Source organism: Streptomyces sp. NPDC005303 (assembly GCF_040607335.1).
In the GTDB taxonomy this organism is placed as follows: domain Bacteria; phylum Actinomycetota; class Actinomycetes; order Streptomycetales; family Streptomycetaceae; genus Streptomyces.
Map to the genome: position 1 here is coordinate 146,690 of NZ_JBEXGM010000011.1, position 20,819 is coordinate 167,508.

Annotated in this window: 18 protein-coding genes, 2 tRNA genes and 1 pseudogene; 15 read left to right on the forward strand and 6 right to left on the reverse strand. The window is 71.4% G+C overall.

Translation table 11 applies throughout. The features are described from left to right. Positions 1-31: 31 nt before the first annotated feature. The 6 genes from ABZT93_RS18530 (at position 32) to ABZT93_RS18555 (ending at position 5,816) form a co-directional block, all read left to right on the forward strand. Positions 32-346, forward strand: a complete 315-nt coding sequence (locus ABZT93_RS18530) for a hypothetical protein (protein WP_356105657.1) — start codon at positions 32-34, stop codon at positions 344-346. Between the two features lie 225 nt (positions 347-571). Beyond that, the gene (locus tag ABZT93_RS18535; RefSeq protein WP_356105660.1) at positions 572-1,672 is read left to right on the forward strand and encodes a bifunctional MaoC family dehydratase N-terminal/OB-fold nucleic acid binding domain-containing protein; all 1,101 of its coding nucleotides are present in this window, start codon (positions 572-574) and stop codon (positions 1,670-1,672) included. Next, complete coding sequence (locus tag ABZT93_RS18540; RefSeq protein WP_356105662.1) at positions 1,669-2,094, forward strand: MaoC family dehydratase; 426 nt, start codon at positions 1,669-1,671, stop codon at positions 2,092-2,094. Before ABZT93_RS18535 ends, ABZT93_RS18540 begins: the two co-directional genes overlap by 4 nt. After that, positions 2,091-3,257: a lipid-transfer protein gene (locus tag ABZT93_RS18545; RefSeq protein WP_356105665.1), complete on the forward strand. Its 1,167-nt coding sequence runs from the start codon at positions 2,091-2,093 to the stop codon at positions 3,255-3,257. Before ABZT93_RS18540 ends, ABZT93_RS18545 begins: the two co-directional genes overlap by 4 nt. A 146-nt stretch (positions 3,258-3,403) precedes the next feature. Then, a complete protein-coding gene (locus ABZT93_RS18550; protein WP_356105667.1) occupies positions 3,404-3,961 on the forward strand; it encodes a SigE family RNA polymerase sigma factor in 558 nt (185 codons plus the stop codon). Positions 3,962-4,169: 208 nt separating this feature from the next. Beyond that, positions 4,170-5,816 (forward strand): long-chain fatty acid--CoA ligase, encoded by a 1,647-nt coding sequence (locus ABZT93_RS18555; protein ID WP_356105754.1) that lies wholly within the window; start codon positions 4,170-4,172, stop codon positions 5,814-5,816. Between the two features lie 116 nt (positions 5,817-5,932). Here ABZT93_RS18555 and ABZT93_RS18560 read toward each other — a convergent pair whose 3' ends face one another. Continuing rightward, positions 5,933-7,126, reverse strand: coding sequence for an MFS transporter (locus ABZT93_RS18560; protein ID WP_356105670.1), 1,194 nt, complete (start codon positions 7,124-7,126; stop codon positions 5,933-5,935). Positions 7,127-7,259: 133 nt separating this feature from the next. Here ABZT93_RS18560 and ABZT93_RS18565 point away from each other — a divergent pair, with 133 nt between their 5' ends. Next, the gene (locus ABZT93_RS18565; RefSeq protein WP_356105672.1) at positions 7,260-7,844 is read left to right on the forward strand and encodes a TetR family transcriptional regulator; all 585 of its coding nucleotides are present in this window, start codon (positions 7,260-7,262) and stop codon (positions 7,842-7,844) included. 150 nt (positions 7,845-7,994) lie between these two features. Here ABZT93_RS18565 and ABZT93_RS18570 read toward each other — a convergent pair whose 3' ends face one another. Together ABZT93_RS18570 and ABZT93_RS18575 are read right to left on the reverse strand one after the other, a co-directional pair. Then, positions 7,995-12,488 carry a PAS domain-containing protein gene (locus tag ABZT93_RS18570; RefSeq protein ID WP_356105674.1) on the reverse strand — a complete coding sequence of 1,498 codons (4,494 nt, stop codon included), beginning with the start codon at positions 12,486-12,488 and terminating at the stop codon, positions 7,995-7,997. A gap of 170 nt (positions 12,489-12,658) precedes the next feature. Beyond that, on the reverse strand, positions 12,659-13,087 hold the full coding sequence (locus ABZT93_RS18575; RefSeq protein ID WP_356105677.1) for an SSI family serine proteinase inhibitor: 429 nt from the start codon (positions 13,085-13,087) through the stop codon (positions 12,659-12,661). 153 nt (positions 13,088-13,240) lie between these two features. Between ABZT93_RS18575 and ABZT93_RS18580 the strand changes: the two genes are divergently transcribed. From ABZT93_RS18580 to ABZT93_RS18590, 3 genes are all read left to right on the forward strand, one after another. Beyond that, positions 13,241-13,331: transfer RNA gene (locus tag ABZT93_RS18580), tRNA-Ser, on the forward strand. A 199-nt stretch (positions 13,332-13,530) separates the two neighbouring features. Continuing rightward, a tRNA-Arg gene (locus ABZT93_RS18585) sits at positions 13,531-13,603 on the forward strand. A 238-nt stretch (positions 13,604-13,841) separates the two neighbouring features. Beyond that, positions 13,842-14,408 (forward strand): GNAT family N-acetyltransferase, encoded by a 567-nt coding sequence (locus ABZT93_RS18590; RefSeq protein WP_356105680.1) that lies wholly within the window; start codon positions 13,842-13,844, stop codon positions 14,406-14,408. Between the two features lie 26 nt (positions 14,409-14,434). Here the strand turns inward: ABZT93_RS18590 and ABZT93_RS18595 are convergent, their stop codons facing one another. Together ABZT93_RS18595 and ABZT93_RS18600 are read right to left on the reverse strand one after the other, a co-directional pair. Beyond that, positions 14,435-14,989, reverse strand: a complete 555-nt coding sequence (locus ABZT93_RS18595) for a DUF4760 domain-containing protein (protein WP_356105681.1) — start codon at positions 14,987-14,989, stop codon at positions 14,435-14,437. 266 nt (positions 14,990-15,255) lie between these two features. Next, positions 15,256-15,441 (reverse strand): hypothetical protein, encoded by a 186-nt coding sequence (locus ABZT93_RS18600; protein WP_356105683.1) that lies wholly within the window; start codon positions 15,439-15,441, stop codon positions 15,256-15,258. Between the two features lie 169 nt (positions 15,442-15,610). Between ABZT93_RS18600 and ABZT93_RS18605 the strand changes: the two are divergent. Then, positions 15,611-15,925, forward strand: a pseudogene (locus ABZT93_RS18605) (NUDIX domain-containing protein); the annotation flags it as partial. Positions 15,926-16,135: 210 nt separating this feature from the next. Here ABZT93_RS18605 and ABZT93_RS18610 read toward each other — a convergent pair. After that, positions 16,136-16,654, reverse strand: coding sequence for a GtrA family protein (locus ABZT93_RS18610; protein ID WP_356105685.1), 519 nt, complete (start codon positions 16,652-16,654; stop codon positions 16,136-16,138). Between the two features lie 228 nt (positions 16,655-16,882). Between ABZT93_RS18610 and ABZT93_RS18615 the strand changes: the two genes are divergently transcribed. From ABZT93_RS18615 to ABZT93_RS18630, 4 genes are all read left to right on the forward strand, one after another. Further along, complete coding sequence (locus ABZT93_RS18615; RefSeq protein ID WP_356105687.1) at positions 16,883-17,758, forward strand: DUF2797 domain-containing protein; 876 nt, start codon at positions 16,883-16,885, stop codon at positions 17,756-17,758. Positions 17,759-17,783: 25 nt separating this feature from the next. Then, positions 17,784-18,275, forward strand: a complete 492-nt coding sequence (locus ABZT93_RS18620) for a hypothetical protein (protein ID WP_356105689.1) — start codon at positions 17,784-17,786, stop codon at positions 18,273-18,275. Between the two features lie 145 nt (positions 18,276-18,420). After that, positions 18,421-19,161: a response regulator transcription factor gene (locus tag ABZT93_RS18625; protein WP_179332490.1), complete on the forward strand. Its 741-nt coding sequence runs from the start codon at positions 18,421-18,423 to the stop codon at positions 19,159-19,161. Then, complete coding sequence (locus ABZT93_RS18630; protein ID WP_356105691.1) at positions 19,158-20,813, forward strand: HAMP domain-containing sensor histidine kinase; 1,656 nt, start codon at positions 19,158-19,160, stop codon at positions 20,811-20,813. The genes ABZT93_RS18625 and ABZT93_RS18630 overlap by 4 nt, the downstream gene beginning before the upstream one ends. Positions 20,814-20,819: the final 6 nt, after the last annotated feature.

A 20,819-nucleotide genomic window follows, 5' to 3' on the forward strand; every position in this document is an offset into this window, starting at 1 on the left:
CGGCAACAGGCCGGGTTCTGGAGGAAACACCATGGCAAGCATCCGTACCGCCCGCGTCATCGCCGCCGTCTCCGCCCTCCCGCTCGCCGCCACACTCTTCACCGGCGTCGCGGCGGCGGACAACGGAGGCTTCGCGGACGACGGATCGAACGCGGGTGTCGCGAGCATCGTCGGCAGCGGTGTCGGACACGACAACAACGGCAACTCGTCCACCACACAGCAGAGCGCCGTCGGCTCCGGGGCGTCGGCCCAGAGCAACACGGCTCAGGTCAAGGGCTCCGCGTTCACGGCCGTCAATCAGGGGAACAACAACACATCCGTCACCTTCACCCCGCTGTGGTGGTGATCCAGGAGGGGTGACCGGCCCTCGACGGGGGGTGCTTCGTGGGGTGGGACATGTCCGCGCGGCGGTGCTTCGGCGCCGCCGCGCAGGCGTGTTCGCGGGTGCGGGGACGCCGTTTCCGTGGGTGTGGTCATGGTGTGCCCGCGTGCACTGCGACAGCCTTGACACCGCATCTGATCTGACGGACAGTCAGGAAATCTTGTGGACGTGGACAAGGAGGTTGGCGTCATGGCCGACGATCCGGACGACGACCCGACGGCGCTGCCGAAGCCCCACGGTCCCGGCGGCACGCCGGCAGCCTCGCCCCAGCCCAGCCCTCCGGCAGCTCGGCCCCAGCGCCACGTTCCGATGACCTCCCCCCCTCCCAGCCCCCCGGCGGCCCAACCCCCGTCCCACCCCCCGGCGGCCCAACCCCCGCCCCCAGACCCGGCGGACGACCTGCTGACCCGCCTCAAGGGCTACGAAGGGCACCCCGCCGCCGTCTCCGCCACCGGCAAGGACCCCGTCAACCTCCCCATGATCCGCCACTGGTGCGAGGCCCTGGGGGACTCCCACCCCGCCTACGCCGGCCCCGACGCCGTCGCCCCGCCCACCATGCTCCAGGCCTGGACGATGGGCGGTCTGACCGGTCACGCGGGCAGATCGTCGGCGTACGACGAACTCCTCGCCCTCCTCGACGCGTCGGGCTGCACGTCGGTCGTCGCCACCGACTGCGAGCAGGAGTACCTCCAGCCGCTGCGCCCCGGCGACGAGATCACCTTCGACGCGGTCATCGAGTCGGTCTCCGCCCGCAAGACCACCAGACTCGGCACCGGCCACTTCGTCACGACGCGTACCGATGTCCGCGTGGGCGAGACCCTCGTCGGCACCCACCGTTTCCGCATCCTCAAGTACGCGCCCGCGCAGCGGAGGAAGACCGCTCCCCGGCCCCGCCCCGTCGTCAACCGTGACAACGCCGGCTTCTGGGAGGGCGTCGAACAGCACAGGCTCCTCATCCAGCGGTGCACCGCCTGCGCGACCCTCCGCTTCCCGTGGCTGCCGGGCTGCGCCCACTGCGGCGGCCCCGACTGGGACACCGTCGAGGCGAGCGGAGAGGGGACCGTCTACTCGTACGTCGTCATGCACCATCCGCCCTTCCCGGCCTTCGACCCTCCCTACGCCGTCGTACTCGTCGAACTCGCTGAGGGCGTGCGGATGATCAGCAACGTGGTCGGGACGCCGTACGACAAGGTGCGGATCGGGATGCCGGTGCGGCTCGCCTTCCGCTCCTACGACGGTGATCTCACCCTTCCCGTCTTCCGTGCCGCCGCAGAGGAGGCCGCCGTATGAGAACGGGCGACGAGCTGCCGCCCCTGGAGATCCCGGTCACCCGCACGCTGATCGTCGCGGGCGCGATCGCCTCCCGGGACTACCAGGACGTGCACCACGACCCGGAGTCGGCCCGGCAGAAGGGCTCCCCGGACATCTTCATGAACATCCTGACGACCAACGGGCTGGTGGGTCGCTACATCACCGACCACTTCGGACCGCGGACCGTACTGAGGAAGGTGGCCATCAGGCTGGGCGTGCCCAACTACCCCGGCGACACCATGGTGCTGAGCGGGACCATAGAGGCCGTCGAAGGCGCCACCGCGACCGTCCGGATCGTCGGATCCAACGGCATCGGCAACCACGTGACGGGCACGGTCACCTTCTCCCTCAGGGACGCCTGCCCCATCGGGGACGACATCTCCCCCAGGGACGCCGAATGAGCACACGCGCGCGTGACCGGCTCGGCGGCCTGGCCGCGATCGCCGGCATCGGGGCCACGGAGTTCTCCAAGGACTCCGGCCGCAGCGAACTGCGCCTGGCCGCCGAGGCGGTCCGCGCGGCGCTCGACGACGCGGGACTCACGGCGGCCGACGTGGACGGCATGGTCACCTTCACCATGGACACCAGCCCGGAGATCACCGTCGCCCAGGCCTGCGGGATCGGCGAGCTGTCCTTCTTCTCCCGCGTCCACTACGGCGGCGGCGCGGCCTGCGCGACCGTCCAGCAGGCGGCGCTCGCGATCGCGGCGGGTGTGGCCGAGGTCGTGGTCTGCTACCGCGCCTTCAACGAACGCTCCGGCCGCCGCTTCGGCTCCGGCGTCCAGCACCGCGAACCCTCCGCCGAGGGAGCGGCCCTCGGCTGGTCCCTCCCCTTCGGCCTGCTCACCCCGGCCTCCTGGGTGGCGATGGCCGCCCAGCGCTATCTGCACACCCACGGCCTCACCCCGGAGGCCCTCGGCCATGTGGCGGTGACCGACCGCGCGTACGCGGCCACCAACCCGGCCGCATGGTTCCACGGCCGCCCCATCACCCTCGCCGACCACGCGGCCTCCCGCTGGATCGTCGAACCGCTCAGGCTTCTGGACTGCTGCCAGGAGACCGACGGCGGTCAGGCGATCGTCGTCACCTCCCTCGCACGCGCGCGTGACCTCCCCCACCGGCCCGCCGTCGTGGCGGCCGCCGCTCAGGGCGCGGGCCGCGCCCAGGAACAGATGACCAGCTTCTACCGCGACGACCTCACCGGCCTCCCCGAGATGAACGTCGTCGCCCGCCAGCTCTGGCGCACCTCGGGCCTGGCCCCCGAGGACATCGACGTGGCGATCCTGTACGACCACTTCACCCCGTTCGTCCTGATGCAGCTGGAGGAGTTCGGCTTCTGCGCGAAGGGAGAGGCGGCGGACTTCGTACGTGAGGCCCGGCTCCCCCTCAACACGCACGGCGGCCAGCTGGGCGAGGCCTACCTCCATGGGATGAACGGCATCGCGGAAGCCGTACGACAACTGCGGGGGACGGCAGTGAACCAGATACCGGGGGCGGGACGCGTGCTGGTGACGGCGGGGACGGGGGTGCCCACCTCCGGGCTGGTGCTCACCACGGACGGGTGACCCCGCAGGGGTAAACCCGCAGTAGACGTGCGCCCCTCGTCCACCTTCAGGAGGTGCAGTCAGCCCCACCTCTACAACCTGAGGGGGAGTCCTCTTCGGGACCTGTGGCCGATGAGCGGCGGCGGTCGCGAATCTAGCGTGGAGCCATGACCACACCCGTCTGCACCAGCGCTTCGAAGGCCGCCGTACCGGCGACGCAGACCCTCGCGTACCCCTCGTTCGCCTCGTACGTGAAGGCCCGCCAGCCGGTGCTGCTGCGTACCGCCCGGTCGCTGACCGCGAACCCGAGCGACGCGGAGGACCTGCTGCAGACCGCCCTGACCAAGACCTATGTCGCCTGGGAGCGCATCGAGGACCACCGGGCCCTCGACGGCTATGTGCGCCGAGCCCTGCTGAACACGCGCACCTCGCAGTGGCGCAAGCGCAAGGTCGACGAGTTCGCGACCGACGAGATCCCCGAGCCCGACCCCGTGCCCGGCGACGACGACCCGGCCGAGCAGCAGGCGCTGCACGACGCGATGTGGCGGGCGATCATGAAGTTGCCGGCCCGGCAGCGGGCGATGGTCGTCCTCAGGTACTACGAGGACCTGAGCGAGGTGCAGACGGCCGAGGTGCTCGGAGTCTCCGTCGGGACCGTGAAGTCGGCGGTCTCGCGCGCGCTGGGCAAGCTCCGCGAGGACCCCGAACTGGTGCTCACCCGGTAGGGAACGCCGGCGACGCCAGGCCGACAGGAGCTCCAGAACGCCGGGAACGCCCGGGAACCGTTCGTGACGGTCGGCCGTTGTGAGGGCATCGTGACGTGATCGATCGCCCGGCTCTAGTGACATACCGCGCGGTATGTGCGCAGAATCGGCGCATCCCTTACTACCGCGTAGGCAATGTCGCCCCCGGGAGGACGCCGTGCTGAGCACCATGCAGGACGTACCGCTGCTGATCTCCAGGATCCTGACCCACGGGTCGTCGATCCACGGCACCTCGGAGGTGACCACCTGGACCGGCGAGCCGGAGCCCCACCGCCGCTCCTTCGCCGAGGTCGGCGCCCGCGCCGCCCAGTTGGCGCACGCCCTGCGCGAGGACCTCGAGGTCGTCGAGGACGAGCGCGTGGCGACCCTCATGTGGAACAACGCCGAGCATGTCGAGGCCTACTTCGCGATCCCCTCCATGGGCGCGGTCCTGCACACTCTCAATCTCCGCCTCCCGGCCGACCAGCTGACCTTCATCGTGGGCCACGCCGCCGACCGGGTCGTCATCGCCAACGGCTCGCTGCTCCCCCTGCTCGCCCCGCTGCTCCCGCACCTCAAGACGGTCGAGCACGTGGTGGTCTCAGGGCCCGGCGACCGCACGCTCCTCGACGGCACCCACGCGCGCGTGCACGAGTACGAGGACCTGATCGCCGGCAAGCCCACCACCTACGACTGGCCCGAGCTGGACGAGCGCCGGGCCGCCTCCATGTGCTACACCTCCGGCACCACGGGCGACCCCAAGGGCGTGGTCTACAGCCACCGTTCGATCTATCTGCACTCCATGCAGGTCAACATGGCCCAGTCGATGGGCCTGACCGACCAGGACACCTCGCTCGTGGTCGTCCCCCAGTTCCACGTCAACGCCTGGGGCCTGCCGCACGCCACCTTCATGACCGGCGTCAACATGCTGATGCCGGACCGCTTCCTGCAGCCCGCGCCCCTCGCCGAGATGATCGAGCGCGAGCGGCCGACCCACGCGGCCGCGGTCCCCACCATCTGGCAGGGCCTGCTCGGCGAGCTCACCGCCAAGCCCCGTGACGTCTCCTCCCTCACCCAGGTCACCATCGGCGGCTCAGCCTGTCCGCCCTCCCTGATGGAGGCCTTCGACAAGCTGGGCATGCGGGTCTGCCACGCCTGGGGCATGACGGAGACCTCCCCGCTCGGCACCGTCGCGCGCCCGCCGGCCCATGTGGTCGGCACGCCCGAGGAGTTCGCGTACCGCCTCACCCAGGGCCGCTTCCCGAGCGGCGTCGAGGCCCGCCTCACCGGCCCCGGCGGCGAGCGCCTGCCCTGGGACGGCGAGTCCGCGGGCGAGCTGGAGGTCCGCGGCCCCTGGATCGCCGGCGCCTACTACAACGGCCCGGACGCCGAACCCCTGCGCCCCGCCGACAAGTTCAGCGAGGACGGCTGGCTGAAGACGGGCGACGTCGGCACGATCTCCGCCGACGGCTTCCTCACCCTCACCGACCGCGCCAAGGACGTCATCAAGTCCGGCGGCGAGTGGATCTCCTCGGTCGAGCTGGAGAACGCCCTGATGTCCCACCCGGACGTCACCGAGGCCGCGGTGGTCGCCGTCCCCGACGACAAGTGGGGCGAGCGTCCCCTCGCCACGGTCGTCCTCAAGGAGGGCTCCACGGCCGACTTCGAGTCCCTGCGCGCCTTCCTGGCGAGCGATGTCTGCAGGATCGCCAAGTGGCAGCTTCCGGAGCGCTGGTCGATCGTCGAGGCGGTTCCGAAGACGAGCGTCGGCAAGTTCGACAAGAAGGTGCTCCGCAAACGCTACGCGGAGGGGGAGCTGGACATCACCCAGCTCTGAGAAGCCTCAGGGGTACGGCGATCAGGGCGCCCCGGGCCGGAACCCGGAGCCCTGATCGCCGTACGGCTGTCGTCACCGCCGACGGGCTCACCGGCGACGATGGCCTATGGCTGCCGTCACCGCCGTATCGACGTGGCGAGCCACCCCAGCCCCAGCCACACCCCGGCCACCGCGCAGACCCCGCCCCAGCCCCACCATCCGAAGGCCGACCCGGCGAGCGCGGACGCGGTCGCGCCGCCGGCGAAACCGGCCACGACGTATGCCGTGTTGGCGGTGGCCGGGGTCGAGGTCGTCGTCAGGGCGAGGGTCTGGTTGGCCACGTGGGAGGCGACCAGGGCCGCGTGGACGGCGATCGCGGCGACGAACAGCGCCCACATGACGTGGCCGCCGAGCCAGAACAACGGCACGGACACGACGGCGAGCAGATACGCCGACCGTACGACCTTGGCGGCGCCGAAGCGGTCCACGAACCCGCCGGCCAGCGGCGCCACGACGCTCGCGGCCAGCCCGAAGAGGCCGAAGAGCCCGGCGGTGGCGGTCGACAGGTCGTAGCCCGGGCCGGTCAGCAGGAGGGCCAGCGAGGTCCACAGCGCGCTCCAGGCGCCGTACATCCCCGCCTGCCGCACGCACGCGCGCCACAGGTCGGGCGAGCGGCGGACGACGGACGGCAGGGCGGCGAGTCCCGAGAAGAGCGGGCCGGAGCGGCGCACCCGCTCCGCGGGCAGGGCGTACGCCGTCGCGAGGCCGAGGACGGCCGTCAGGGCGGCCGCGCCCACGAACACCACCCGCCAGCCGAAGGCCTGTCCGATCAGTCCGCCGAGCACCCGGGCCGCGACGACCCCGGTGAACAGGCCCGCGATGACGGCCGAGACATGGCGGGCCCGGCGGTCGGCGGGGGCGCGCTGGGCGACCAGCGGGACCAGCAGCTGGGGGACGACGGTGGCCGCGGACGCGACCAGGACGGCGGCCGCGAGGGCGGTGGTGCCGGTGGCGAGCGCGGCGGCGGTCAGGGCCGCGGTGGTGACGAGCGAGAGGACGGCGACCAGGCGCCGCCGGTTCACGCTGTCGCCGAGCGGGGCGAAGACGAGCAGGCCGAAGGCGTAGCCGAACTGTGCGACCGAGGCCACCCAGGCCACCGCGGAGGGGGTCGAGCCGTAGTCACGGGCGATGAGGGGGAGCAGCGGGGCCGCGAGGTAGATGTTGGCGGCCGTGACGGCGGTGCAGACGGCGATGAGGACGAGGAGGAGCGAGTTCGCGCGCCGGGCGGGGGCCTGCGTGGACCGTCCGACGGTGACAGTTGCTGTCGGCATGACCGGGGTCCTTCGAGTCAGATCTAACAACTAACTGGTTGGTTGGTGATCGGCTCAACAGTCTGGAAGCTCCTCGGATTCCCTGTCAACCAAATAGTTGGTTACTTTCCTGGGCTGCCTCTACCCTGGCCCCATGGCAGCAGCAAGGGACCCCGAGGCCACGAAAGCCCGGATCTTCGAGGCGGCGGTCGCCGAGTTCGCCCGCCACGGCATCGCCGGCGCCCGCATCGACCGCATCGCGACCGAGGCCAAGGCCAACAAGCAGCTGATCTACGCCTACTTCGGCAACAAGGCGGAGCTGTTCACGAAGGTCCTGGGCAAGGCCATGCTGGATCTCGCGGTCGCCGTCCCGGTCGACCCGGACGACATCGAGAGCTGGATCGACCGCCTCATGGACTACCACGAGGCCCACCCCGAGGTGCTGCGCCTGCTCTTCTGGGAGGGCCTGGAGTACGGCTCGGGCACCGAACTGCCCGACGAGACCGAACGCCAGGAGCACTACCGCCGCAAGGTCGCGACGCTCCGGGACGGCCAGGAGAGGGGTGTCGTCACCGACGCGATCCCGCCCCGCGACCTGCTGTTTCTGCTGATCGCGGTGGCCAACTGGGCCGCCGTGGTCCCGCAGATGAAGCGGATCCTGGTGGGCGGCGAGCCCGCGGACCGGGAGCGGCTACGGGCATCGGTGAAGGAGGCGGCACGCCGACTGGTGGCCAAGTAAAGGTACTCAGGGTCGCCGGAAGGTTTTTCAGGGGCGCGGGGAACCGCGCGACAAGCCACGACGGCGCAGCAGCCGCCCGACGGCATGCCGGGGCACCTCGGAGGGCGTACCGAGTCGGAGGGCGCCCTCAGTCGCAGTCGGACGGCGCCCTCAGTTCGTCCCGATCCTGGCCAGCAGATCCACGATCCGCGCCTGAACCTCCGCACTCGTCGACCGCTCGGCAAGGAACAGAACCGTCTCCCCGGACGCCAGCCGAGGCAGATCCGCCTGATCCACAGCCGCCGTGTACACCACCAACGGCGTCCGGTTCAGCTGCCCGTTGGCCCGCAACCAGTCCACGATCCCGGCCCTGCGCCGATGCACCTGCATGAGGTCCATCACGACCAGGTTCGGCCTGAGCTGCCCGGCCAACGTCACCGCGTCCGCGTCACTGGCCGCGCGGGCGACCTGCATCCCGCGCCGCTCCAGCGTCGCGGTCAGCGCCAGCGCGATCTCCGCGTGCTCCTCGATCAGCAGCACGCGCGGAGGGTGCTGCTCGCTGTCCCGCGGCGCCAGCGCCTTCAGCAGTACGGCGGGATCGGCGCCGTAGGCCGCCTCCCGCGAGGCCTGCCCGAGCCCGGCGGTCACCATGATCGGCACCTCGGACGCCACCGCCGCCTGCCGCAGCGACTGGAGGGCGGTCCGCGTGATCGGCCCGGTCAGCGGGTCCACGAACAGCGCGGCGGGGAACGCCGCGATCTGCGCGTCGACCTCCTCGCGCGACTGCACGATGACGGGCCGGTACCCACGGTCGCTGAGCGCCTGCTGGGTCGTCACGTCCGGCGCGGGCCACACCAGCAGCCGCCGCGGGTTGTCCAGCGGCTCCGGGGGCAGCTCGTCGTCCATCGGCTGCGGCCGCGGGGTGTCCGGGATCTCGACGGCCCCACCGGGACCGTCCAGCGGCTCGGGCCCCTCGGCGGCGTTCTCGTCCGGCGCCCCTATGGCGTACGACCGCCCGGCCGCCTCGGTGGCGTGCGCGAGCCGCGACTGCCCGGCCAACGACGGCTGCGGCTGCGGTGCCTGCGCCGGTACGGCCTGCTCGGCCGTCGGATGCGAACGCGCTCCCTGCTCCGGCACCGCGGCAGCGGGGTCGGGCCGGGTACCGAGCTTGCGCCGCCGCCCCGAGCCACCGGCCTGGTGCGGCGGAGGCGTGGCGGCCCCCGGCTGCTGCACGTGGGCCGCCTGCCGGGTGAACGGCACCCCCTGACCGAGGGTCCGCACACTGATCGCCCGCCCCTGGGTGGAGTTCGGGTCGACGGGTGCGGCGGGGGCAGCCGCGGCTTCGGCGGGCAGCGGCTGCGCGCCCCTGGCCCCCTCCACGGACAGAGGCGGCGTGACGGGCGACGGAGCGGGTTGAGCCGTTACGGGGGCCTGCGCGGGCGGGGGCGCGGGCTGGTTCGGGGGTACGGCGGTGGCGGCGCCGTTCGCCGGTACGGGGGTGCCGGCGCCGGAGCTGTCGTGGCCGGGGGGCCACGGCTGGGGAGCGGGCGTGGCCGGTGCCGGTGCCTGGGCCGGTGCCTGGAGCTGGGGCTGCGGCGCCTCGGCAGGGAGGGGTTGTCCGGGGGCCGGTACGGGCTGGGCCGGGGCCGCCTGGAGAGGCGAGGCCGGGGCGGGCGCGGTGTGCGGGATCAGGCCGGCCTGTCCGGTCGCGTTCTGCACCGGGACACCCGGGAACTGGGCCGGCGGCACCAGGCCTGGGGCCTGCTGGGCAGGAGCCGTAGGAACTTCCACGGGCACGGGCGTGCCGGGGGCGCCTGCCTGAACACTCTGTGCCGCCGGTGCGGGTGTGCCGGCCGTCGCTTCCGCGGGCTGTCCCACGGCCCTTCGGCGGCGGCCCGTCGGCGCGGTCGTGGGGTGCGGCTGCGGCGGGGTGTGGTCGTCGGCCTGGTCGTGCGGAACGGCGTCGTGCCGGCCGTCGCCACCGTGTGCGTCGGTGGGGAGGGGCTGGACGAGGCCGTTGGCGGGGGCGGAGAAGGGAGCGGGGGCGGGAGCGGCCGTCGGGATCGGGGCCGCCTGCAGCTGACCCGGAGCTGGGATCTGACCCGGAGCTGGGATCTGACCGGGCACGTGCGGCTGTCCGAGAGCCTGTCCCGGCAGCTGGCCCTGACCGGGCACCGGCACCTGTCCCGGGAGCTGCCCCTGAGCCGCGACCTGCCCCTGAGCCTGGCCCGGCGCCGCGGCGGTCTGACCCTGTGCCTGTGCCTGTGCCTGTCCCTGTGCCGGACCCGCCGTGTCCGTGCCGTCGGCCGGTCGGTCCGCGTCGGCGGGCGGGAGGGCGAAGACCGAACGGGGGGCCGCCTCCTGCGCGGCCGCGCGCTCCGACGCGGCCGCGAGGGCGCGCCGCCGGCGTCCGTCCTGTTGAGGTGTTCCGTCGCCGGTCGCACCCTGCCCGGCGAGCTGGAGCTCGCCCTGCGGCCGACCCGGCTCGGCGGAGCCACCGGCGGGCAACGCCGCCGGCAGCGCGTGCTGTTCGCCGCCGTCGTGGCGGGCCCGACGCCCGGCCGGCACTGGTACGCCCTGCGGCGGCACGGTCCCGCCGAGACCGGTGTTCACGGCCGCGGATCCGGCGCCGTGCTCGCCGGCCATCACCACGGCACCCTCGGACACCCCCGCTTCGGCGCCCTCGGCACCTTCGGCGGGCCGTCCACGGCGCCGCCCCGTACCGCCGGAGCCGTCCCCGTCGTCACCGACGGCCTGCGCGGGTACGGACACGAGCTGTTCCTGCTCGCCCCCCGCCCGCCGCCTGCGCCGCCCGGTGGGCGGCCCGGACTCGTCGGTCGCGGCGAGCACGTCGGCGTCCAGGAAGGAGTCGGTGGAGGAACGCCGGGCCCGCCGCCGCCCGCCGCCGTCGGCAGGGGTGGCATCCATGGGGGCGCTCTCCACGGGGGAGACCACCGCGGGGGCGGCCTCCAGCGCGGCCGGACCGGGAGCCGCGACGGCCCCCGCCCCACCGCCGATGGGGACTTCGAGGACGTACGCGCTGCCGCTCATGCCCGGCACCTCGTGCGTCTGGAGCACACCGCCGTGGGCGCGCACGATCCCGCGCACGATCGGCTCGTGCACCGGGTCTCCCCCGGCGTACGGCCCGCGCACCTCGATCCGCACGCCCTCACCGCGCTGGGCGGCCGCCACTACGACGGTGTTGTCCATGTAACCGCCCGCGGACACGGGGGAGTTCCCGGTCGCGTCGACCCCGGCCACGTCCGCGATGAGATGCGCGAGCGCGGTCGCGAGGCGCTGGGCGTCGACCTCGGCCTCGATGGGCGGCGCGTGCACGGCGAACTGCACGCGCCCCGGCCCGATGAGCTCGACCGCGCCGTCCACACCGGCGGCGACGACCGCGTCGAGCATGACGTTCGTACGGACGATGTCGTCGGTGCCCGCGTCGAGGCGCTGGTAGCCGAGGACGTTGTCGATGAGGTTGGTGATGCGGGAGTAGCCGGCCGAGAGGTGGTGCAGGACCTGGTTGGCCTCGGGCCACAGCTGTCCGGCGTCGTCGGCGGCGAGCGCGGACAGTTCGCGGCGCAGTTCGTCGAGGGGCCCGCGCAGGGAACGCCCGAGCAGGGTGAGGAGCTGGTCGTGCCGGCCGGCCAGGGCCTCGTAGCGGTCCTTCTCGCGCTCCCCGAGCGCGGCGTACCGCTCCTCGCCGGCGCCGATCTCCTCGTCGTGCCGCTCCTGGAGCTCCTCCAGCTCGGTGATGTGCTTCTGGCGCAGGGCAGTGAGCTCGGAGGCGTGATCCTCCTCCAGCCTCTCCAGCTCCTCCGCGTGGGCCTTCTCGGCGGTGGACTTCTCGTCGGCCAGGGCGTCGTAGGGACGGCGGTCGGTGAAGGTGAGCACGGCGCCGACGAGCTGGTCGCCGTCGCGCACGGGCGCGGTCGTCAGATCGACCGGGACCTTCTCGCCCTTCTTCGACCACAGCACCTGTCCGCGCACCCGGTGCTTGCGCCCGGAGCGCAGGGTGTCGGCGAGCGGCGACTCCTCGTACGCGAAGGGGGTGCCGTCGGCGCGGGAGTGCAGGATGAGGTCGTGGAGCTCGCGGCCGCCGAGGTCGCTGGCCCGGTAACCCAGTATCTGGGCGGCGGCCGGGTTGACGAGCACGATCCGCCCGTCGGTGTCGGTCCCGACGACACCCTCGGAGGCGGCCCGCAGGATCATCTCGGTCTGCCGCTGCGAACGGGCCAGCTCGGCCTCGGTGTCGACGGTCCCCGTCAGATCCCTGACGACGAGCATCAGCAGCTCGTCGCTGCTGTAGCCGTAACCGTCGTAGGCCTGCTGGCCGTTCTCGAGGTTGGCGCTGGTGACCTCGACGGGGAACTCGCTGCCGTCGGTCCTGCGCGCCACCATCCGGGTCGGCTTGGTGCGCCCGCGCGGGTCCATGTGGTCGGGCCGCCGCATGGAGCCCGGGATGAGCCGCGAGTCGAACTGTGGCAGCAGATCGAGCAGCCCGCGCCCGACCAGCGCGGTGCCCGGCGCCTCGAACGCCTCCAGCGCGATGGTGTTGGCGTTGACGACGGTCCCATTGGCGTTGACCAGCACCAACGCGTCGGGAAGTGCGTCGAGTATGGCTGCGAGGCGAGCAGCGCCTCGGGATGGCCTGCTGCTCACGAGACGCTTCCTCCCTGTTACCGCACCTTGCCGACCGCTCGGGCCATCTTGCCAAGGGGCCCGCGACGTGTCACGCGAGGGAGTCTAAGCGCAGCGCCTCCGCGGGGGTGCCGGATGAGAGGGAGGTCGCACGACGAAGTGAAGTAGAACGTGTGACCGCCTGCCGGGGGCTACGTGCCCGCGCCGGGGAGGAGCGGCACGAACCGGTCCCAGCGCGCGGTCTCGCACCCGTTGCTCCGGTCGAACCTGGCGTCCACGGGGCGCCCGGCCCAGGTCCCCGTGACATGGGCGGTGGCGGGACCGCCGTAGAGCATCGTGCAGAGGCTGCCCTCGGGGACGGGCGCGAAGGTGTCGCGCCCCCACCGGGTGTTCCTGTCCAGGCCGGCGCACGCGCCCGCGGGGTCGGGGTGGGTGCCGCGCGCGGGGTGACAGTCGACCTCGAAGGTCCCGTCGGCACCGCTGCCCGCGTCCCGGACGGTGACGGTCAGATGATCGCCGGTATCGGTGTACGCCGATGCGGGGACGGGCGACAGGGCGGCGAGGAAGAGAGGGAGCGGGCTCAACCGGGCGAGCCGGCCGATCCGGGTGACGTATGACATGCCCTGACTAACGGCGGACGCGGCCGTACGTTGCGCGGAAGCACTTTGCCCTGCGCCCCGCCCGCCTAGTACCGTGGGAGTCGATTGGTGGCACGACCTCCGGCTGTGTCATCATCTGCACGCACCACTCGCGCTCGCGCGGGCGGCTGTGCTGGAGGCGTCGCCTAGTCCGGTCTATGGCGCCGCACTGCTAATGCGGTTTGGGACTTAAATCCCATCGAGGGTTCAAATCCCTCCGCCTCCGCGCAAGATCACCGAAGCCCCGGTCCGAGCGACCGGGGCTTCGTCGTTCCCGACCGTTCTCGATCTCGCTCAGATGTGCGTTTCCGCAGCTCACAAGGGGTATGGCAAACGGATTTCACATGCGAGCGGCAGTCATGTAATGTTCTTCCTGTCGCCGCGAGCGGCCCGGAAGGGCAAGGAACGGCGAGAAAACAGAACAAGCACTCGTAGCTTAACGGATAGAGCATCTGACTACGGATCAGAAGGTTGCAGGTTCGAATCCTGCCGAGTGCACACACTTCAAAGGCCCCGCCGGTTCATCCGGCGGGGCCTTTGACATCGGCTGACATCAACGCGGCCCCGAAACGCCGATCACTCCTCGGTGTCCGGCTCCTGCTCGCAGACGTTCCGAGTCGTTGCGGTTTGTCATCGCTACGTGGACGACGTCCCTTGGTCCACGCGAGCGACCTATCGTGAACCGGATGAACGACGAGATCGGCGATCTGCCCGCCCGAAGCGAGAACGAGCCTCAGTGAGAATCACCCCCGCCCAACCGAGCGACGTGTCCAAGCTGCTGGCCTTCCGGTCGGAGGCCGCAGCCTGGCTTTCTCGCCTCGGAACCGACCAGTGGCAACGGCCGTACCCGGCGGACAGGCTGTCGGACACCGTAGAGGAGGGGACTGTCTTCATGGTCCGGGACGGTGGCGCGACGGTGGCGACCATCACCCTGACCCTCAAGGTGGAGCCGGGCCTCTGGACAGAGCAAGAACTCTCCGAGCCTTCGATGTTCATCAACAAACTCTCTGTCGCGCGAACGCACGCCGGCCAGAACATCGGCGGCCGTCTGCTCGATTGGGCCGGAGACCGTGCCTGTCGAGCCGGGGCCAAATGGCTCCGGCTCGACGCGTGGACGACCAACGAGGATCTACAGGCGTACTACCTCCGCCAGGGGTTTGCGTACGTCCGCACGGTCTTGGACGGGTCGGCGATCAACGGAGGGCCCCGGGTTTCAGGTTGGCTGGCCCAGCGGCCAACGCACCCGGCCGAGCACGGCTTCGTGGACGAGACCCCGGTGTCGGAACGTCTGGGTGACGGTTAGCCCGGCATCGTCATGCCCCCGGGCCCCTACGAAACGGGTTGTCCCTGCGGGGGCAGGTTCGCGCCGGCTCCAGCGGGAGTGACGGATCGGCGTGGCGTCATCTGGCCGGCCAGCCGTTCCAGGTTCTCCCACAGGCGGGGCTCGCCGTGCGCCTCTCGCTGCGTCTCCATCCAGGGCCGGTAGTTGTTCCAGACGGCGATGATGAGACCTCCCCATGCCTCGTCGATGATTTCTGGGTCGAAGGCGTCCGACTGCGCGCCGACAGCCAGGAAGTTGAACATGGTGAGGTAAGCCGTGATCAGTTTCGTCGTTGGCTCGTCACCTGCCAGCGAGAGGCTGACCAGGGCCGCGATGGCCTCGTGATCCCGTTCGTTGGGTATCCCCTCGTCGAACAGCAACTTTCGCCGCTCCATGTTGGCCGTGAGGTACTCCATGGTCGCCTGCTTGCGGCGCCTGTCGTGATCTTGGCCTGTGCCGCGAGCCAGCAAGAGGAGCTGCCACGCCAGTGCGCCGAAAGCAACGACGCTGACCAGCAGAGAGCTGAACGATGCGATCAGGGACCACCGCTCATACGACGTCACAGCCGGAACCTTACGGAAGGCGCGCAGCCGGCGGGGCTGTTTCTGACATCGATGCCTGACATCAATGCCTGACATCAACGTCCCGTACAAAGGCGTGCAGTCACGGATCTCGCTCGGATCAGCGATGACCGATCACGACCGCACATTGACTGTGTGCCCTTGCGCGCATCGGGGAATCCTGCCGAGTGCACAGCAGACGAAGTCCCCTCCGGATCATTCCTGAGGGGACTTCGTCGTGTCGTAGGGCAGTGGCGTACGGCGACGGCTCATGCGGGGCTCGTGGCCAGGCTGTGGAAGGCCTGGGTGGTGCGGGGGTGGGCGAGTTCGTCGAGCAGGTGGCGCCAGTCGGGGTCGGTCGTGGCGGGGTGGGCCAGGTCCCAGGCGGTGAGGAGGGGGGCCAGTTCGCTCTCGGGGGAGGTCGTGACCGGCGAGGAGGACAGCAACTGGTTCATGGGGATTCCTTCCGGGAGGAGGCCGGGGCCGTTGGCTTCTACGATGCCGTCGATCCCGGGGGCGCGACATGGAGCCGGCCGCCCGAACGGGGGTGGGGGCAGCTGTACCCCCGCCGGGCTGCCAGCACCCGTCGCGGTGTTGTCGTAGCCCTCTGCGATCGTGGCCGGCATGGGTGAACTGGTCGACCGGGTGGATGAGGAGGACCGGGTCATCGGGGTGGTGGACCGGGGGGAAGCCATGGAGAAGGGGTGGCTGCACCGGGTCGCCACCACGGTCTGCCGGGATCCGGACGGGCGGATTCTCGTGCACCGGCGGTCGGAGGGCATGTCCCGCTTCCCCGGGCAGTACAACTGGCTGGTGGGCGGGGCCGCGGAGGTCGGCGAGTCGTACGAGGAGGCGGCTGCCCGTGAACTCGCCGAGGAACTGGGGGTGTTCGGGGCGCCGCGCCTTGTCTTCGCGTTCCTGTGCCGCGGCGAGATCAGCCGGTGAGTTGCTGGATGCGGTCGCGGTCCGGCCGAGGAGCGTTCGTGTCTGACGGGGTTGGAGGCCCCGCGGCGTTGTCTGGCGATCTGAATCGTGGCAGGGGCTTCTTGGTGACCGAGCACGACGGCTCCCGCTCTGGTGCTGACGGATGACGGAGTGAACCCTCGTCCGCACATGCGCAGTTGTCGCTTGGGGCGTCGACCGTGCCGGTCAGCAGGCGGTGCTGACCGCGGTCCTCGGCAGAGTCGGTCGGGACAGGGCAAGGGGTCGGGCCGGGCGCCGGTCCTTGTGGGTGCCGGTGAAGACGAACAGGCGCAGGACCAGGAAGCGGCCGATGCCGGCGAAGGCGGACGCGGTCAGGTAGACCGCCTGTTCCGTGAGCATGCTCGGCGAGGACTGGACCGCGTGCAGGAGGAACATCGCGGCGCAGGTGACGGCGTACGCGGCGGCCGCCGAGCCGGAGGACTGGAGGTGCCGGCGCCAGCCGGGGCGGCGGCCGGTGCCGAAGGTGAACAGGGCGTGGAGCTCGGTGCACAGGAGCGTGGAGGCCACGGTGATCACCGCGTTCGCCAGCGCCCACGGCATCGTCATCGCGACCAGCGGTACGGCGAAGCTGGAGAGGACGCCGATCCCGCCGCCGCAGACGACGAAGCGCACGAAGGAGGCGAGGGGGCCGGGGGTGGACGGCGTGGACGGCAACTGGGTCCGGTCGGCCGTCTGCGGCTCCATGGGTTTCCTCCGGTTCGGCGTTCGCGCTCGGCGCGTTCGATCTGCTTGATCCGGGTGGATCAGCCGAGATCAACGATGCCGCCGCGAGCCCGCCGAAACGATGGAGCACCCTCCCGAACCGGAGGTAGGGCTGGCTCCACCACCGGGGTGGGGAGGCCCCGTCACTCGCCCTTCGCGTCCTTCGCCGGCAGCTCCCGTTGTCAGTGGCGCCCCCTACCCTCGTGAGAGATGGCACAGGGATGGAAGTGCTCGGGTCTGTCGTGGTCGGCGGACGGGCCCGTGCTGCGGTGGGACGGCGGGCGGCGCAGTGCGCTGACCTGGGGGAAGCGGGTGGCCTTCGGGGTCGCGGAGGGGGGTGTGCGGACATGTGTGGGAGCGCGGGGGCACGCGTGTCCGGCGCGGGCCGCGGTGTCGGGGCGAAGTACGGGGGCGCGGTGCGAGGAGTGTGCGCGGCTGGACCAGGCGCACTCCGTGGCCGCCGACACCCTCGCGGACGACCCCCGCCCGTACCGGGTGTATCTGGCGTGGTTCGGGCCCGGCATGGTCAAGGTCGGCATCACGGCGCAGGAGCGGGGGTCCGCGCGCCTGTTGGAACAGGGGGCCGTCTGCTTCAGCTGGCTCGGCACCGGTCCGCTCATGGCCGCGCGGCGCACCGAGGAACTGCTGCGGGCGGCGCTCTCGGTGCCGGACCGCATTCCGTACGGCGCCAAGCGGGCCGTACGGTCCGTTCTGCCGGTGTCGGCGGCCGAGCGGGCCGCCGAGGTCGGCGAACTGCACGCGCGGGCGGGGGCGTTGGACGGCTGGCCGGACTCTTTGGCACGTGCGCCCTACCAACCGGTCGATCACGTCGAGATCTTCGGTCTCGCGGGCCTGCCCGCCGCCGTGGGTGAGGTGAGCGAGCTCGTCGCGAGTGGCTCGGTGGGTGGGCGGCTGCTCGCGGCCGCCGGACCGGACCTGCACCTGGAGAGGGAGAGCGGGGGAGTCGTCGTACTGGACACCCGGCTCATGACGGGCTGGGAACTGATCCCGGCCGACGGGGCGGAAATCACCGTGCCGGTGAGAGAGTTCAAGGAGGCGCCGGGGGTTCAGGACGGGTTGTTCTGACGAGTCGGACGAGGGGGGACCGGGGATGGACATCACCGTTCAGTGGATACGCACGTCGTGGACGAAGCGATCCCGCGGCGGCGAGGCCGCGACACGGAGGAACGCGGCGCCGGTCGGCTTCGCGTTGCCGCCGTCCGCGGTGGGGCGGGCCGGAGCGCCGTTCGTCCACGCGGTCCGGATGGACGAGCGGGACGACTTCGTGCCGCACGACCACCAGGGCGACAATCTCAAAGGCGTCGACGTCCAACTCCGTGAGGCGGACGGGCGGTTGCGGGTGCTGCCCAGGGTGAGGCCGATGTTCGGGGTGCCGCCCCGGCCGCGGCGGCGCCCGGGCGTACGGCTCGAGCCCGGGCAGTGGGTGCGGTGGCGGCTCAACTACCGCTTCAGCAGTGCCGTCGGCCTGCGGGACTGGTCGTACTGGCTGGACACCTTCAACATCGCCTACGGCCCGGTCGGCGCCGAGGTGTTCCTCGGGACACCGACGGTTCATGTGGACGAGCAGGGGCCGGTCCGCTAGCGGCCGGAGCCTGGGCCGGATGCCTCGTCCGTCCCGTCGGACAAGGAGTTCCCCAGGCGTTGCCTGAGAGCCGCCTGTGAGTTTCTCAGGGAAATCACAGACTGCCGAAAGGGTGTTCTCAGGGGGCCCCGACATGGTGTCCACCATGACCACGACCTCGCCCCAGGGGCGCACCGAACTGCTGAGGCCGGACGGGAGCCCCGTCCGAGTGCTTGTGGTGGACGACGAGCTGTCGATCACCGAACTGCTGTCCATGGCCCTTCGCTATGAGGGGTGGCAGATCCGCAGTGCCGGAGACGGCCAGGGTGCCGTTCAGACCGCGCGGGAGTTCCGGCCCGACGCCGTCGTTCTCGACATGATGCTTCCCGACATGGACGGACTGGCCGTCCTCGGGCGGCTCCGGCGTGAGCTCCCTGATGTGCCGGTGCTGTTCCTGACCGCGAAGGACGCCGTCGAGGACCGTATCGCCGGGCTCACCGCCGGTGGCGACGACTACGTCACCAAGCCGTTCAGCCTCGAAGAGGTCGTGGCCCGGTTGCGCGGCCTGATCCGCCGCTCCGGTGCGGCCGACCGACGCTCCGACTCCGTGCTGGTCGTCGGTGACCTCACCCTCGACGAGGACAGCCACGAGGTGTCGCGGGCCGGGGAGAACATCCACCTCACCGCGACCGAGTTCGAGCTCCTGCGGTTCCTGATGCGCAATCCTCGGCGGGTGCTCAGCAAGGCGCAGATCCTCGACCGGGTGTGGTCGTACGACTTCGGCGGCCAGGCCAACGTCGTCGAGCTCTACATCTCCTACCTGCGCCGGAAGATCGACGCGGGACGCGAGCCGATGATCCACACCCGGCGCGGCGCCGGTTACCTGATCAAGCCCGCCGCCTCATGAGCGGGCGACGACGGCCGCGGGCGCAGAAGCGAGCAGGGCGAGCAGGTAAGCCGCGCACGCTGCGGACGCGGCTCGTCGTCGCGTCGGTGGTGCTGATCGCGGTGGTCTGCTCGGTGATCGGCACGGTGACGACACTGGCGTTGCGGTCGCATCTGTACGAGCAGCTGGACGGCAAGCTGCGCGAGACAGCGGGGCGCGCGGTGGGCTTCGGCAGGGACAACGCACCGAAGGGCAAAGAGCCTCCGAAGGACCCGCCCGTCTCGCAGACGGAGATCCCGGCGAGCGCCAAGGCCGCGAACCTCATCAAGCAGGCCCCGACCCAGCCCGACACCATCGCCGCGTACGTGCAGAAGGGCAAGATCGCCAGTGCCGCCGTCGCCGAGCAGCAGAAGGACAGCAACGGCGACTTCAAGGGAATGACGGCCGCCAAGCTCAACGCCGCACAGAAGGCGGCCCTCGCCGCCGTGCCGCAGGACAAGGATGCCGATGCCCACACCGTGGACATCCCGGGCCTCGGCGAGTACCGCGTCCAGTACGTCACGAGCAGGGACAACGCCGACTCGTACTACATCGCCCTGCCCACCGACGACGTCAACAGCACCATCAACACCCTGATCCTCGTCGAGATCAGCGTCACCGCAGCCGGACTCGGCGCCGCCGTCATCGCCGGTTACGTCCTCGTCGGGCTCGCCACCCGCCCCCTGCGCAAGGTCGCCAACACCGCCACCCGGGTCTCCGAACTGCCCCTGCACACCGGGGAGGTCAATCTGAGCGAGCGGGTGCCCGAAGCGGAGTGCGACCCGCACACCGAGGTCGGCCAGGTGGGCTCCGCGCTCAATCGCATGCTGGACCACGTCCACGGCGCCCTGCACGCACGGCAGCAGAGCGAGATGCGGGTGCGTCAGTTCGTGGCCGACGCCAGTCACGAGCTCAGAACACCGCTCGCCTCCATCCGCGGATACGCCGAGCTCACCCGGCGCGGCAGAGAAGAGGTCGGCCCCGACACCCGGCACGCTCTGGGCCGTATCGAGTCCGAGGCGGGCCGGATGACGCTGCTCGTGGAGGACCTGCTGCTGCTCGCGCGCCTGGACGCCGGCCGGCCGCTCCAGTTCGAGCAGACCGACCTCATCCCGCTCGTCGTGGACACCATCAGTGACGCCCGCGCGGCCGGCATGGACCACAACTGGCGCCTCGACCTGCCCGACGAACCCGCCCTCGTCTCCGGTGACGCGGCCCGCCTGCAGCAGGTGCTCATCAACCTGCTCGGCAACGCCCGCAAACACACCCCGGAGGGGACGACCGTCACCGCACGGGTGCAGCGGCGCGGTCCCTGGATGTGCGTGGACGTCGAGGACAACGGCCAGGGCATTCCGTCCGACCTGCTCCCACACGTCTTCGAACGGTTCGCGCGCGGCGACTCCGCGCGCTCCCGCGCCACCGGATCCACCGGCCTCGGCCTCGCCATCGTGCAGGCCGTCGCGACCGCGCACGGCGGCGCGGTGACCGTGGACAGCGTTCCGGGGCGGACGGTGTTCACCATGCACCTGCCCGCGGTCGGCCCCGTGGCCCCCCGTCCGGCGCCCGAAACGAACTGGCAATCGCACTCACAGGCGCAGCACAGCGCCGCCATATGGGTGCAACAGGGGGCTTGACCAGAG